Origin of the sequence: Rhizobium sp. CFBP 13726 (assembly GCF_014841925.1) — a bacterium.
Classification (GTDB): domain Bacteria; phylum Pseudomonadota; class Alphaproteobacteria; order Rhizobiales; family Rhizobiaceae; genus Neorhizobium; species Neorhizobium soli.
This window is the reverse complement of record NZ_JACYUU010000001.1, coordinates 350,259-363,568: the sequence shown is the minus strand read 5'-3', so window position 1 is coordinate 363,568 and position 13,310 is coordinate 350,259. Positions and strand designations below refer to the sequence as shown.

Annotated in this window: 16 protein-coding genes and 1 pseudogene; 5 read left to right on the top strand and 12 right to left on the bottom strand. The window is 61.9% G+C overall.

The features are described from left to right. Positions 1–2 precede the first annotated feature (2 nt). The 9 genes from IFT66_RS01750 to IFT66_RS01710 all read right to left on the bottom strand — a co-directional run bounded on the left by IFT66_RS01750 (position 3) and on the right by IFT66_RS01710 (position 7,055). Positions 3–1,217, bottom strand: coding sequence for a nickel/cobalt efflux transporter (locus IFT66_RS01750; RefSeq protein WP_192076627.1), 1,215 nt, complete (start codon positions 1,215–1,217; stop codon positions 3–5). A 26-nt stretch (positions 1,218–1,243) separates the two neighbouring features. Continuing rightward, positions 1,244–1,525, bottom strand: a complete 282-nt coding sequence (locus IFT66_RS01745; RefSeq protein ID WP_062453466.1) for a metal-sensing transcriptional repressor — start codon at positions 1,523–1,525, stop codon at positions 1,244–1,246. Between the two features lie 113 nt (positions 1,526–1,638). After that, positions 1,639–1,839, bottom strand: a complete 201-nt coding sequence (locus IFT66_RS01740; protein ID WP_062453467.1) for a hypothetical protein — start codon at positions 1,837–1,839, stop codon at positions 1,639–1,641. A 402-nt stretch (positions 1,840–2,241) separates the two neighbouring features. Beyond that, entirely contained in the window at positions 2,242–2,577 is a 336-nt protein-coding gene (locus IFT66_RS01735; protein ID WP_062453468.1) for a hypothetical protein, read from the bottom strand. 88 nt (positions 2,578–2,665) lie between these two features. Further along, positions 2,666–2,863: a hypothetical protein gene (locus IFT66_RS01730; protein WP_062453469.1), complete on the bottom strand. Its 198-nt coding sequence runs from the start codon at positions 2,861–2,863 to the stop codon at positions 2,666–2,668. A gap of 84 nt (positions 2,864–2,947) precedes the next feature. After that, entirely contained in the window at positions 2,948–3,913 is a 966-nt protein-coding gene (locus IFT66_RS01725; protein WP_062453470.1) for a magnesium and cobalt transport protein CorA, read from the bottom strand. Positions 3,914–3,957: 44 nt separating this feature from the next. Then, the gene (locus tag IFT66_RS01720) at positions 3,958–4,158 is read right to left on the bottom strand and encodes a heavy-metal-associated domain-containing protein (protein WP_062453471.1); all 201 of its coding nucleotides are present in this window, start codon (positions 4,156–4,158) and stop codon (positions 3,958–3,960) included. A 15-nt stretch (positions 4,159–4,173) separates the two neighbouring features. Then, positions 4,174–4,584: a Cu(I)-responsive transcriptional regulator gene (gene cueR / locus IFT66_RS01715; protein WP_192076626.1), complete on the bottom strand. Its 411-nt coding sequence runs from the start codon at positions 4,582–4,584 to the stop codon at positions 4,174–4,176. Next, entirely contained in the window at positions 4,581–7,055 is a 2,475-nt protein-coding gene (locus IFT66_RS01710; protein ID WP_192076625.1) for a heavy metal translocating P-type ATPase, read from the bottom strand. The genes cueR and IFT66_RS01710 overlap by 4 nt, the downstream gene beginning before the upstream one ends. Positions 7,056–7,190: 135 nt before the next feature. Between IFT66_RS01710 and IFT66_RS01705 the strand changes: the two genes are divergently transcribed. Further along, entirely contained in the window at positions 7,191–7,526 is a 336-nt protein-coding gene (locus IFT66_RS01705) for a hypothetical protein (RefSeq protein ID WP_192076624.1), read from the top strand. A gap of 1 nt (position 7,527) precedes the next feature. Next, positions 7,528–8,334, top strand: coding sequence for a hypothetical protein (locus IFT66_RS01700; RefSeq protein WP_192076623.1), 807 nt, complete (start codon positions 7,528–7,530; stop codon positions 8,332–8,334). Positions 8,335–8,416: 82 nt separating this feature from the next. Here IFT66_RS01700 and IFT66_RS01695 read toward each other — a convergent pair whose 3' ends face one another. Further along, the gene (locus IFT66_RS01695) at positions 8,417–8,884 is read right to left on the bottom strand and encodes a YcgN family cysteine cluster protein (protein WP_092662467.1); all 468 of its coding nucleotides are present in this window, start codon (positions 8,882–8,884) and stop codon (positions 8,417–8,419) included. A gap of 162 nt (positions 8,885–9,046) precedes the next feature. Here IFT66_RS01695 and IFT66_RS01690 point away from each other — a divergent pair. Further along, a pseudogene (locus IFT66_RS01690) lies at positions 9,047–11,254 on the top strand (transglycosylase domain-containing protein); the annotation flags it as partial. Between the two features lie 163 nt (positions 11,255–11,417). On the opposite strand, the gene IFT66_RS01685 reads toward IFT66_RS01690, so the two are convergent. Next, positions 11,418–11,771: a HigA family addiction module antitoxin gene (locus IFT66_RS01685; RefSeq protein WP_192076621.1), complete on the bottom strand. Its 354-nt coding sequence runs from the start codon at positions 11,769–11,771 to the stop codon at positions 11,418–11,420. Beyond that, entirely contained in the window at positions 11,743–12,027 is a 285-nt protein-coding gene (locus IFT66_RS01680; RefSeq protein ID WP_113111216.1) for a type II toxin-antitoxin system RelE/ParE family toxin, read from the bottom strand. Before IFT66_RS01680 ends, IFT66_RS01685 begins: the two co-directional genes overlap by 29 nt. Positions 12,028–12,144: 117 nt before the next feature. On the opposite strand from IFT66_RS01680, the gene IFT66_RS01675 reads away from it, so the two are divergent. Continuing rightward, the gene (locus IFT66_RS01675; protein ID WP_113111217.1) at positions 12,145–12,729 is read left to right on the top strand and encodes a DUF1214 domain-containing protein; all 585 of its coding nucleotides are present in this window, start codon (positions 12,145–12,147) and stop codon (positions 12,727–12,729) included. Next, positions 12,726–13,307 carry a DUF1254 domain-containing protein gene (locus tag IFT66_RS01670; protein ID WP_092662465.1) on the top strand — a complete coding sequence of 194 codons (582 nt, stop codon included), beginning with the start codon at positions 12,726–12,728 and terminating at the stop codon, positions 13,305–13,307. The genes IFT66_RS01675 and IFT66_RS01670 overlap by 4 nt, the downstream gene beginning before the upstream one ends. Positions 13,308–13,310: the final 3 nt, after the last annotated feature.

Here is a 13,310-nt window from a genome sequence, read left to right as displayed (position 1 = left end):
CCTTACGCCGGCAGTCCCTGCCAGCCGTGGATGCCGACATAGAGGCCGACGGTGATGATGAGGAGGCTGGAGACGTAGGGAGCGCGACGGGCAACCGTCGAAAACCAGCTCCAGCGCGACGTGGCGTGACGCACGCTCAGCGCAGCAACGGCCCCGACGGTCACCAGCGTGATTGCAAGGCCGATGGAAAAGCACATGACCAGAACGAAGCCGAGCGTGAACTCCTTGAGCTGCAGGCAGAGAAGCAGAACCGTGATGGCGGCCGGGCACGGGATGAGACCTCCGGTCAGACCGAACAGAACGATCTGCCATGTGGTCACCTTGCGGTCGGCGAACCGGCGACGAATGTCGTTGGCATGCGCCATTTCATGGGCATCCTGATACCCGTCCGTCGCCACGTCTAGCCCCTGCATCTCGGCGTGGTCATGGTCGTGGCCTTCCGTGAAGGACAGGTCGTAATCATGGGTATGGTTGCCGTGGCCAAGGCTCAGGCTTGCGACGAACGCATGCGGCTCGGGAATGTCCGTGGTCGACTGCAGATATCCGCCCTGATCGGCAAAGACGAAGGCCTGCCGCGATCCATCCGGGCGCTGCGTCGTGACGACGACATCGGACGCCGTCCAGCCGTGGCCGCGCTCGGTGCGAAAACGCCAGACAGGCGCAACGCCCTCTTCGAAAATTTCAAGCGTGACGATGCCGTGCCCGGTATCGACCCGCCTGATGTCACCGTGGCCTGCGGCATGCCCCTGTGCTGAACCGTGGTCATGGGCGCCGTGATGGCCGTCGTGGCCATGGCCACCGTGGTGGCCGTGATGACCGTCATGCCCATGCGAGCCATCATGCCCGTGGGCGGCAGCGGCCTTTCCCATCTGCTGATCCTGCCATGTTCGCCACAGCATCCAGAGTGCGATCGCAATGATGACCGCCGCGGAAACAAGCTGGAAATAGGGTTCGGAAGCTTCGGCATCCATGCCCTGCCAGAGATACATGCCCGCAAAGGCGATGCCCCAGACGACGATCGTGTGCGAGATCGTCGCGGCAAGACCCAGCAGCACGGCCTGCGTGACCGTCCCCCTCACCGCAACGATCAAGGCTGCCATCATCGTCTTCGAATGGCCCGGCTCCAAGCCGTGCAAGGCCCCAAGCAGGATGGCGCTTGGAACAAACAGCCAGGCATGGGCAGATCCCTGCTGCAGGAGGTCGGCAAAATCAGGCATGGAAATATCTCACGGGTATTTAGGTCTCAAAGGTATTTGGTGATCGACTTGAACTCGTCGATGGAGTGGCGCTTCTCCCGATCGAGCGCGCCGATCGTGTCTTCGAGACAGTGGTCCAGATGGTCCTGGATCAGGGTGCGCTTGGCATTGGTGATCGCCTTTTCCACCGCATGCAGCTGCTGGGCGATGTCGAGACACGGCCTGCCGCCCTCGATCATGGCGATCACACTTTTGAGATGTCCCTCAGCCCTTTTCAGCCGCTTGACGATTTCGGGATGACTTTCGTGGACGTGATCGTGTTCTGTCATGCGATAATCCTATCCCCCTGGAGGGGATAAGGCAAATATCTTCAGAACTGCTTTCATACGAGTTCCTCCAGCTCTCTGGGTGGAGGCTGCGAACGTTGTGCCGTTAGCCTGGCTTACGACCGCCGGGCTTCCAGACGTCTTTTGTCACGCTGGATATATTCGAAACCCATCTCTGTCAGTCGGAACTGGCGTTTCTGGAACTCGCCGCGGATGGTGATGAAGCCCTGCTCTTCGGCTTCGCTCAGCGTCTTCAAGCTGGTGCCCTTGGGCGGAGACTGCCATTCGAGGCCGTTGGCGCTGTGAAGCAATACCATGATCTTGATGATTGTCGTGTCTCCCGGCCAATGCGTTCAGGCCAGACGAATAGCTTTTCGCACGATCCCCTGCAATGACCGATGTTCATGCAGGAATGTCGGGCCCGTGTTGCCAAATTTGCAATGGACTTGACGGCTGCGGTCTGCCAAAAGCGCGAAAGGACGCGACTGCCGTTATCTTTAGAACGGGGTCGGGTGGCCGATTGACGTCACGTCGCTGCCGCGAGATCACGCTGGCCGTCCTTTTGATTTCCCAGTTTTCCCAGCATTCAATCTACGACCTTGGTTGTGACTGCGAACCTTTTGTCATGAAAAAAGGTCCTGCGGCTTTCACCGAGGACCTCTGATCAGGCTCGATCAGATGGGGGTAAGACCCGTCCAACCGCTACCGTTACTGTGTGATCAGCAACCGGTACCCTGGGCAGTTTCGCCCGTCAGGTTCGGCAGGTTGCCGGAGTTTGCAGCATCGCCTGGCTCACCGCCCGGTGCGCAGCCTGCACGGCTACCATAGGCGCCGGTCGAACCGACTGCCGAGCCCGGGGTAACGCTGCCTGTCGAATAGGGGTCTACAGTACCCGATGCGGCTGGCTTCGGCGGGATGTTGCCGCCGGCACCGCTCATGTTCTGCTGGACGTCCGCGCGGTTGGCCGAACCGTTCATGTCATAGCTCGTCTGCGCAAATGCTGCAGAGGATAGGCCAAACGAAAGCGCGGCAACAACTGTCAATGTCTTGATCATTTTTGAATTCCTTTTCGTATCCCTACAGGGTGTTAACCGGCCGGGCACAAATTGGTTTCATCTCAAATTCCCGTGAGGAACCGCGCTTTTATGGAACCCGTTTGTCGATGAGCGACTGCGCATTGCGCGCTTCGCGTCGCAGCCAGCGCCGGTTGGCGACCTCGGGCAGATCGTGCGCTTTGGGGATGCGCTTGGTCTTCCAGCGGCGCAGGATCAAAAATCCGAGCGTGCCAATACCGGCAAGCAAGACAACGGCCAGCAGGATCATCGGGGTCTGGTCGACCATGGCGGGGTTCTCCGTAGCAAGGGTTTCATCTTTCTGACCGAACCAACTCGACGCCGGCTCGAGAGTTCCCTTGCTTGGTTGCAACTACAACCAGCCGGACTTCCGGAACCGGTAGAAAAGGATGCTGCAGAGAAGGACGATCGCAACCAGCACGGCGGGATAGCCGTATTCGGTCTTCAGTTCCGGCATGTTCTCGAAATTCATGCCGTAGATGCCGGCGATGGCCGTCGGTACCGCAAGAATGGCGGCCCAGGCGGCCAGCTGCCTGGTGATGACGCCTTGGCGCTGCTGTTCCAGAAGGTTCGAGGCTTCAAAGACCGAAGTGATGACTTCGCGAAGCCCGCCCACCATGCCTTCGACCCTTCGGATATGATCGAGCACGTCGCGGAAGAACGGCTTGGCGTCCCGGTCGAGGCAGGGAAGGTCGAGATTGACGAGCTTGCCCGCCACTTCCGACATCGGGCCCAGGATACGACCGAACAGGATCAGCTGACGGCGCAGGCGGAAGAGACGGCGGATCTGTTCGCGTTCGAGAAAGTTCGCGAGCATCTTCTGCTCCATTTCCAGAACCTTGTCCTCGATCGTCTGCACCAGCGGCAGATAGCCGTCGGCGATGAAATCGATGATCCCGTGCAGGACGTAGTCCGGCCCCTTGGAGAGAAGCTGCGGCGAGGCTTCGAGCTGTGCCCGGATGGCGGCATGGTTGCGGGCCGAGCCGTGCCGGACGGTGATGATGTGGCGCCTTCCGACGAAGATCGCCGTCTCGCCATACTTGAATTTCTCGCCTTCCAGATGGGCGGTCTTTGCCACCACGAACAGCTGTTCGCCATAGGCTTCCACCTTGGGCACCTGATGGGCGTTGATGGCGTCTTCGACCGCAAGAGGGTGCAGCTCATAGGTTTCGGCCAGCGCATGCAGCTCGTCCGGTGACGGCTCGTGCAGGCCGATCCAGACGAAATCCTGACCGGACAGTCTCGGCGCCGGCCCATCGACAGGCACCGCCTCGGCACGTTTTCCGTTGCGGTACACATAGGAGGCGACAACTGTCATGGTATGCTCTGCGATGGAGTATGGTCTGCGATGCCGATAACGTACTAGGCCTTGGCCCGTTCCGGCGAATAACCCGCGTCACGGATCGCTTGCGCGGCCTTTGCCTCGTCGCCACCCACCATCACCGTATGCGTGACAAGATCGATCGACACGGGTGCATCCGGCAGCGCTTCGGCGAGAGCGTTTCGCAGGGTCTTTTCGCAGTGGCCGCATGTCATGTCTGGCACGGTGAAGATCACGGTCATCTCAGGTCTCCTTCTTCAATCTGTATGCGCCGGTGACGCGGAACCGGCAAGGTCGTCGAGGATCGGGCAGTCGGGACGGTCGTTTCCGCCGCAGCAATGGGCAAGGTGCTTCAATGTCTTGACCATGCCCTGCATCTCCGCGATGCGCCGCTCCAGATCGTCGATATGGGTGGTGGCGATGTCCTTGACGGCGGCGCTCTCGCGGCTGCGGTCCTGCCACAGTTTCAAGAGCGCCTGCGTTTCCTCCAGCGAAAAACCCAGCGAGCGGGCGCGCTTGATGAAGCGCAGCACATGCACCTGATCGCCGCCATAGGTCCGGTAATTGTTGCCGGTGCGGGCGGCCGGCGTAATCAGGCCGATCTCCTCGTAATATCGGATCATCTTGGCCGAAACGCCGGATGCCAATGCGGCCTCGCCGATATTCACGCTTTCTCTCCCAGTGCGACGGTTTTCAATCGCAGCGCATTGCCGAGAACGAACGTGCTCGACAGCGCCATGGCGGCAGCGCCCAGCATCGGCGAAAGCGTCAATCCGAGCAAGGGATAGAACAGACCGGCGGCGAGCGGGATCAGCGCCACGTTATAGCCGAACGCCCAGAACAGGTTCTGCCTGATATTGCGCATCGTTTCCCGGCTGATGGCAATCGCCGACACCACGCCGGTCAGATCGCCGCCGACCAGCACCACATCGGCGCTCTCGATCGCCACATCCGTACCGGTGCCGATGGCAATGCCGACATCCGCATGCGCCAGCGCCGGCGCATCGTTGATGCCGTCGCCGACAAAGGCGATCCGGCGTGCCAGGGGTGAAGTCGCCTGTGGCGAGGACACGGCGGCGGAACCGCTCCCCTTCCGCAGGTCATCCAGCGCCTTCACCTTGCCCTCGGGCAGAACCTCGGCAACGACCGTCTCGATCCCCACCTGGGCTGCAATCGCTTGTGCCGTGCGACGGTTGTCGCCGGTCACCATGGCAACCTCGATGCCCATCGCCCGCAGCGCCTTGATGGCCTGAACGCTCGACGGCTTCAGCGGATCGGCAACGGCAATCACCGCCGCCAGACGACCGTCGATCGCCGTATAGAGCGGCGACTTGCCCTCGCCGGCCAACCGGGCGGCCGTCTGTTCCAGGGGTGCGACCGAAACGCCGAGCTTGTCCATGAACCTGTCGGCGCCGACCGAAACGTCCCGGCCATCGACGCGGGCACTGATGCCGTAGCCGGTGACGGAGCGGAAATCCTCGGTCTCGGCCAAGACCAGACCCTTCGCCTCCGCCGCCTTGACGATCGCATCCGCAATCGGGTGTTCGGAGCGACGCTCGACGGCTGCGGTGAGGCGCAGAACCTCGTCTTGCGATAACCCGTCCACGACATCCAGATCCGTCAGCTGCGGCCGTCCCATCGTGACCGTGCCGGTCTTGTCGAACACGACGAGATCCACATCCGACAGCGCCTGCAGCGCATCGCCCTTGCGGAAGAGCACGCCGATGCCCGCCGCCCTGCCCGCCCCGACGACGATCGAGACCGGGACGGCGAGACCCATGGCGCAGGGGCAGGCAATGATCAGCACCGCCACCGCCGCCGCCAGCGCATGCGACAGCCGCGGCTCCGGTCCCACCAGGAACCAGACGACGAATGTAACGACCGCCAGAAGCATCACGGCCGGCACGAACCACGCAGTCACCTTGTCCACCAGCGTCTGGATCGGCAGTTTGGCGCCCTGCGCCTGTTCCACCAGCCGGATGATGCCGGCAAGCGCCGTATCGCGGCCGACCTTTTCGGCGCGGAAACGGAAGGAGCCGGTGCGGTTGACCGTTCCGGCGGTGACGGACGCGCCCGCCATCTTCTCGACCGGCAGCGGCTCACCTGTGATCATCGATTCATCAACATTCGATTGCCCGTCGATCACGGTGCCATCGACCGGCAGACGTTCGCCGGGACGGATCCCGACGATATCGCCGACCACGACCTCGGACGAGGGAATATCGACGACCGCCCCGCTCCTTTCGACCCGCGCGGTTTTCGCCTGCAGACCGGCCAGTTTCTCGATTGCCTCGCCGGTGCGGCCTGTGGCACGCGCCTCCAGCAGGCGGCCGAACAGGATCAGCGTCACGATGACGGCGGCGGCTTCATAATAGACAAAGCGCGCGCTTTCCGGCAGCAGGCCGGGTGCGAAGGTCGCAAACACCGAATAACCGTAGGCGGCAAGAACGCCCACTGCAACCAGCGAATTCATCTCCGGATGACCCCGCAACAGGGCCGGCAGACCAAGCTTCAGGAACCGAAGACCCGGTCCGAAAATCACCACCGTTGCCAGCACGAAGTAGAGGTAGTGGAGGTTCTGCGTGTCGATGACTCCCATCAGCCAGTGATGGAACGGCGCGTAGACGTGGCCCGTCATCTCCAGCACGAACAGCGGCAACGTCAGCACTGCCGCAATGGCGAGATCACGCTTCAGGACACCCGCTTCTCCGCGATGCATGTGGGCATGGTCGTGAGCGGCGTTTTCATGCGTCGGATGCGGATCCTCGGCTTGGGAATGGGCGGCCCCGGTATGATCAGCATGGGTATGATCAGCCTGCGCGCTCGTCTCCGCATGCTTCAACGCCGGGTGACGATCAGAGCCCGCGTCAAAACCCGCTTCCCGCAGCGCAAGAGCCATCGCGCCGTCGGGGATCTCGTAGCCCATCTTGCGGACAGCCGCCTCCAGCGTCTCCGGATCAAACCCCACACCCGTCTCGACCGTGAGCTTCTTCGTTGCAAAGTTGACAGCGCTTTTCTCGACGCCCGCCACTTTGGCCGCCGCGGTTTCCACCCGGCGCACGCAGGAGGCACAGGTCATGCCCTCGACGGGCACGGTGATCGGTTCGGAGCGATGGATGGGGCGAATAATCTGGTTCATGGGTCGCGATCCTCTTCGCATCACCATGTAGGGCTTCCCATCATGGGAAGGTCAAGGGCCAGCCGGGTATTTAGCTCTGGCGGATGCTTGTACCGTATCCGGGATACGCCTATTCTACGATGAAGGGAGTTCGCTATGCCGGTGCGCGACAGAATGAAGCGATATCGCGAAAGCGGAGGTGCAGCGCATCTTGTCCGGGTCGAAGTGCTGGTCCCAGCGTCGCAACGGCAGGATATACTCGCAAGCGCTGCAGCGATGCGTGATGCGCACCGAGATAAAAGAGGCAGGATACAGGCGCTCTGCGATCAGGCCGTCACGCTTTACCGGTTGCGCATCCTCGACAACATCGACCTCGACCGGCTGCACACCCTCACGGACCGAGCCCGTGTCATTGCCAACGCCTTGATGGAACGCGGCGACGCCCGCGCCTTTGCCCTCGGGCGAAAGCTAATTGCTGAACTGGACGAGTGACGTGGCTCCCACCGACCTGCAGAAAGCCATCCTCGCGGTCATTGCCGGCAATCGATCCGAAACCAGCTATCTGGCCGGTGGCCTGCTGCTTAACCGCAACTGGCCGCGTCAGTCGGACGACATCGACATCTTCAACGATACGGACGAGGAAATCGGCGAAATCGCCACGCGCGACATCGAGGCGCTGCGGTGCCATGGCTTCCATGTGGCAATCGACGTGTTCATCTATGGCTGCGTCGAGGCAACCGTCAGCCGTGCCGGCGAGGCAACCCTGATCCAGTGGATGAGCGAGACGCGACAGCGCTTTTTCCCCCTTGTGGACGACCCCGAATGGGGGATGCGACTGCATCAGGCCGATCTTGCCGTTAACAAGGTTCTAGCGGCCTCCACCCGACGCAAGGCCCGCGACTACGTGGATCTCATTCTGATCGCTGAACGCTTCTGCGCGCTCGGTCCGCTCGTCATGGCAGCAGCGGGAAAACCGCCACACTATTCGCCGGTTCGCATCACGGACGAGATCCGCCACAAGGGATTGTCGGTTGCTTCGACCGACTACCAGTCCGTCAAGGGAATCTCCGGCGCTCTTGGCGCTGACGTTATTCGCGAACTCCTGCAACAGGCCATTGATAGAGCCGAGATCTATGTCCGCAGCGCACCGGCCGATCTCGTCGGGCTGCTGGCGGTCGATGCGGCCGGGACTCCGGTGGAAGTGGGTGGGGATCGCCCCTACACGATCCGAAAGGCAACGACGGAACCCGAAATTCCGCTAGGTTTTCCGGGCGAGGACTTTCCCTGGCGAAAGACCTGATCAACGCATCTGCCGCCCGGTGCATTCTGTCCCGACCACAAAAGAACCAGTTGCGCTTGGGGAGATCCCGAGGCTCTCCTACCTAGCCCCGCTGTGCCTCTCCGACATGCAGTGGCCAGTCGATCAGATAGTCCTCGAAATCCTCGACATCGACCTCTTCTTCGCTGATCGTGCGGCCGCGGGCCGAGATGCCGGCCTGGTGAACCGTTTCCGGATCGCCTGAGATCAGCGGGTGCCACCAGTAAAGATCATGGCCGTCGCGCACCAGCCGGTAGCCGCAGGTCGGCGGCAGCCAGGGGATTTCGTCCACCTGGGCCGGCGTCAGCTGGATGCATTCCGGAACGGTCGCCTGGCGGTTGGGATAGTCCTTGCACTGGCAGCTCGTGCCGTCGAGAAGCCGGCAGGCAACCGAGGTGAAAGCCACCTCGCCCGTGTCGTAATCCTCGAGCTTGTTGAGACAGCAGAGCCCGCAGCCATCGCACAGGCTTTCCCACTCCTGCTGGGACAGATCCTCAAGCGTCTTGGTTTTCCAGAATGCGTCTTCCATCATCATATCTGTCGCGGATGGGGACCAATTTTCCCCTGCCGCCTTTACCCTGTTGCGGATTCTCTATCGCGCATAAACCTTTTGTCAGCTAATGCTGAATAACGGTGAGACGCTCATGCCTTTGATCCCTCCGGGGGGTCGGCGTCAAGCGTTTCTCATCGGGCGATGGGGGAAATGGGGCAGGAACTTCCAGTGCAGGACCATCCGAAATCACCGGTTAAGCAAGAGCGCTCCGGCTCCTCGCGCAAGAAGCGCCACATCCTCCTGCGGATCGACAGCTGGATCGATTCCACTGTCTGGAACCTCGGTTTCCGGGCCGGCGAAGTCTGGGAAGAGATCACCATCTTCTTCCGGCGGTTCCGCGTTACAGGCTTGAAAAAGCTTGGTTTCGAGCTTGCCGGCGAGGCTATGACGCTCGGCACGGTCGGTTGCGTTGCGCTTCTGGCGCTGGCCCAGCCAGCCTTTGAAGAAACCAAGGAAGACTGGCGCAACCGGGGCGATTTCGCCGTTACCTTTCTCGACCGCTACGGCAACGTCATCGGCCATCGCGGCATCATCCATGAAGGCTCGGTTCCGATCGAGCAACTGCCCGACCACCTGATCAAGGCGGTGCTGGCGACCGAGGACCGCCGCTTCTTCGATCACTACGGGATCGACTTCATCGGCCTCGGCCGCGCGCTTTCCGAAAACGCCAAGGCCGGCGGCGTCGTCCAGGGCGGATCGACGCTGACCCAGCAGCTGGCGAAGAACCTGTTCCTCACCAACGAACGGTCGATCGAGCGCAAAATCAAGGAAGCGTTTCTGGCCATGTGGCTGGAGGCGAACCTTTCGAAGAAAGAGATCCTGTCGCTCTATCTCGACCGCGCCTATATGGGCGGCGGCACGTTCGGGGCAGCCGCGGCAAGCCAGTTCTATTTCGGCAAGAACATCACCGAAGTCAGCCTTGCGGAAAGCGCGATGCTGGCCGGCCTGTTCAAGGCACCGGCGAAATATGCGCCGCATGTGAACCTGCCGGCTGCGCGTGCCCGCGCCAATGACGTTCTGTCCAACCTTGTACAGTCAGGCCTGATGTCGGAGGGCCAGGTGATCGCGGCCCGCCGCACGCCGGCAACCGCGATCGACCGCGCCGAGGTCAAGTCGCCAGACTATTTCCTCGACTGGGCCTTCGACGAGGTGCAGCGGCTGGCCAAGGCCGGCAAGATCCGCGAGCATTCGATGGTGGTCAGGACCACGATCGACATGGGCCTGCAGCAGGCAGCCGATGCCGCGATGGAAACCAGCCTTCGCGAATACGGCGACAGCTTCAAGGTGAAGCAGGGCGCCATGGTGATGATCGAAAACGGCGGCGGCGTGCGCGCCATGGTCGGCGGCCGCGACTATGGCGAGAGCCAGTTCAACCGTGCCACCAAGGCGCTGAGACAACCGGGCTCGTCGTTCAAGCTCTATACCTACTCCGCCGCGATGGAGCACGGATACAAGCCGGAGTCGGTGATCTCCGACGCTCCGATCACCTGGCGGGGCTGGTCGCCGCAGAATTACGGTCGCTCCTACAAGGGCAAGGTGACCCTGATGAGCGCCATGCAGCAATCGCTCAATACGGTGCCTGTCCGGCTTGCCAAGGATGTGCTCGGCACCGACGTCATCGTCAACACCGCAAAGGCTTTTGGTGTCGAGACGCCGCTCAGAAGCGACAAGACGATCCCGCTCGGCACGTCCGAGGTAACGGTACTCGACCAGGCCACCGCCTATGCGGTGATGCCGGCCGGCGGCGTGCAATCGCATCGCCACGGGATCGAGCAGGTTCTGGGCTACGGCGGCAACATTCTCTACGATTTCGGCCGCGACGAGGCGCCGGCAAAGCGGGTTCTGTCCGAACAGGCGACCTCATCGATGAACCGCATCCTGACGACGATCCCCTATCAGGGCACGGCGCGGCGCGCGGCACTCGATGGCGGCATCGTCACCGGCGGCAAGACCGGCACGTCGCAGAGCTATCGCGACGCCTGGTTTATCGGCTTTACCGGCAATTACACGACGGCGGTGTGGTTCGGAAACGACGACTTCACCTCGATGAACAACATGACCGGCGGCTCGCTTCCGGCGATGACCTTCAAGGTGCTGATGGACTACGCCCATCAGGGGATCGAGCTGAAACCCATTCCCGGCATCGAAAACCCGCTGCCGAGCGGCGACCACAAGAGCGACAAGAAGAGCCAGGAAATTGCGAAAGCGAAGGAAGGCGACAATGCCCTGCCGCCGCTGCAAAGGCCGCGCTCGCTCTCGGCTGAAGCTACCCGAACGCTCAAGCAGATCGGCAAGGCGCTGTCCGAGGCTCCACCGCTTACAGCGGGCGGCCCCAAGGTCGCCGATGCCGGCAAGCCAGCTGTCGACGGACAGGCAACCTCTATTCAGGGTGACAAGGTCCAGGGCGCCGCTACCCAAAGCGACAAGGCGTCGGTGCCGGAAGCCGGTCCCGTGACGGGCTCGATATCGACCCGGCATCAGCCGAAACAGTCGACGGCGAAGGTGACGCCGATCAATCTGGAAGTGCGGCGCTAGGTGGGTTGAGCGTCAGGCAGCGCGGGGTGATCCGCTCGAGCTCATCTCCGAGTTCGCGGCGGCGGCGAAGAAGCTCGTAATCAGCCTGCAGGCCGAGAAAGACGCCTTCCGACATGCCGAAATAGCGTGCCAGACGGAGATCCGTATCGGCTGTGATCGAGCGCTTGCCAAGCACGATCTCGTTGATGCGCCGGGGTGGAACGCCGACGGCACGGGCAAGCCCGTTCTGGCTAAGCTGCATCGGCTTCAAGAAATCCTCCAGAAGAATCTCGCCGGGATGCGGGTTCGGCAGCCATTCAGCATCAGCTGTGGTAGTCGACGATTTCAACATGTTCGGGGCCTCCGTCAGTCCAAATGAAACATATGCGCCACTGATCGTTGATGCGTATCGAATGTTGCCCTGCTCGGTTCCCGCGCAGCGCCTCGAGACGATTTCCAGGCGGCACGTTGAGATCCAACAGCACACGCGCCTGGTTGAGCAGACGCAGTTTCCGCAATGCGGGTGACTGAATATCTCCCGGTAGCCTGCGGCTTCGCAGGCCGTCCCAGATCCGTTCGGTCTCACGATCTGCAAAATCTTTGATCATGCGGAACCATAACGTATGCCGTCATAGCAATCAATATGCCGCGCGAGGCCCTTCCCCCTTCCCGCCAAACAATGCTAACCCTTCGCGAACGCTCCAAAAAGACACAAAGCCAATCCCGTGTTCCGTATTCCCTTCCTCATCGCCGTTGCACTTGCCATCGCATTCGGCGGCGGGATCTGGTCGACCCGGCTGGCGCTTGATGCGACGACCGGGTTCGGGGCGCTCCGGATCGGGCCTTGGGAGGCGTTTCCGCAGGCGCAGACGGCCGATGCAGACCCTTATGCCAAATCGCACCGGGCCAATGCCGGCAAGCTTCTCTATGCCAGCGCCGAAGGCCTGACCTTTACCGCGACGACCGACATGACAGGCGAGCGGCTTGTGGCAAGTTGCTCCTACAGGATCCGGGGTCATACGCCGCAGGCACGGTTCTGGACGCTGTTTGCGCAGGCGCCCGGGGCTGCTGCACCCTCGCTGTCGTCGGATTTGCCGCAGGCGCTCAATTCGCGCATCACGCTGCGCCAGCCGAATGGCGAGTTCGAAATCACCGCATCGCCGACGGCCAAGTCCGGCAACTGGCTGGCTCTCACACAAAGCGGGGACTTCAGGCTCGTCCTCACCCTGTTCGACACGCCGACCGCGGGCAGTTCCGGACTGATCGACCTTGCCATGCCGCTCATTGAAAAGATCGGATGCGGCCCATGATCCGGCGGTTTTTCACAGGTCTGGCGTTTGCTGTCGCGGCAGGACTGGTCGGGGCAGCACTGCTGCATTTGATCATCGTGCTGGCACTGCCGCATTTTTCGGAAAACGATGCCTATACGCGGGTGCTGAAGGAAGGCGAAACGCAACGGTTCTACCGACTGACCGAAACGGCGGACCGGGCCGGTCTTTCCAAGGACGATCCCTTCGTGGAGACCGCGGTCTGCGGTTTTGACGTATCGGAAGGCCCGGTCAGGCTGACGGCTGAAAATACCGGCCTGCCGTTCTGGTCGCTCGGGATCTATGACGGGGCGTCCAACGAGGTGTTCAGCATCAACGACCGAACGTCGCCGGGCGGCATGCTGGATGTGGTGATCGCGACGCCGACGCAGATGACGATGCTGCGCAAAAGCCTGCCCACCGGGATCAGCCAGTCGATCCTTGTCGAGAGCCAGTCGGGCGAAGGCTATGCAGTGCTGCGGGCGCTGACGCCGCAGGCGAGTTTTTCTGAGGCAGCCACACAGTTTCTGAAGGACGCGGATTGTGGCGCGTTCCAGTGGCGCGGCAGAAGCCGCTTCTAGGTC

Excerpts from the sequence above, each read along its gene's own strand:
- IFT66_RS01750 (WP_192076627.1), bottom strand. The coding sequence starts at position 1,217 with ATGCCTGATTTTGCCGACCTCCTGCAGCAGGGATCTGCCCATGCCTGG.
- IFT66_RS01745 (WP_062453466.1), bottom strand. The coding sequence starts at position 1,525 with ATGACAGAACACGATCACGTCCACGAAAGTCATCCCGAAATCGTCAAG.
- IFT66_RS01740 (WP_062453467.1), bottom strand. The coding sequence starts at position 1,839 with ATGGTATTGCTTCACAGCGCCAACGGCCTCGAATGGCAGTCTCCGCCC.
- IFT66_RS01735 (WP_062453468.1), bottom strand. The coding sequence starts at position 2,577 with ATGATCAAGACATTGACAGTTGTTGCCGCGCTTTCGTTTGGCCTATCC.
- IFT66_RS01730 (WP_062453469.1), bottom strand. The coding sequence starts at position 2,863 with ATGGTCGACCAGACCCCGATGATCCTGCTGGCCGTTGTCTTGCTTGCC.
- IFT66_RS01725 (WP_062453470.1), bottom strand. The coding sequence starts at position 3,913 with ATGACAGTTGTCGCCTCCTATGTGTACCGCAACGGAAAACGTGCCGAG.
- IFT66_RS01720 (WP_062453471.1), bottom strand. The coding sequence starts at position 4,158 with ATGACCGTGATCTTCACCGTGCCAGACATGACATGCGGCCACTGCGAA.
- IFT66_RS01710 (WP_192076625.1), bottom strand. The coding sequence starts at position 7,055 with ATGAACCAGATTATTCGCCCCATCCATCGCTCCGAACCGATCACCGTG.
- IFT66_RS01705 (WP_192076624.1), top strand. The coding sequence starts at position 7,191 with ATGCCGGTGCGCGACAGAATGAAGCGATATCGCGAAAGCGGAGGTGCA.
- IFT66_RS01695 (WP_092662467.1), bottom strand. The coding sequence starts at position 8,884 with ATGATGGAAGACGCATTCTGGAAAACCAAGACGCTTGAGGATCTGTCC.
- IFT66_RS01685 (WP_192076621.1), bottom strand. The coding sequence starts at position 11,771 with ATGTTGAAATCGTCGACTACCACAGCTGATGCTGAATGGCTGCCGAAC.
- IFT66_RS01680 (WP_113111216.1), bottom strand. The coding sequence starts at position 12,027 with ATGATCAAAGATTTTGCAGATCGTGAGACCGAACGGATCTGGGACGGC.
- IFT66_RS01670 (WP_092662465.1), top strand. The coding sequence starts at position 12,726 with ATGATCCGGCGGTTTTTCACAGGTCTGGCGTTTGCTGTCGCGGCAGGA.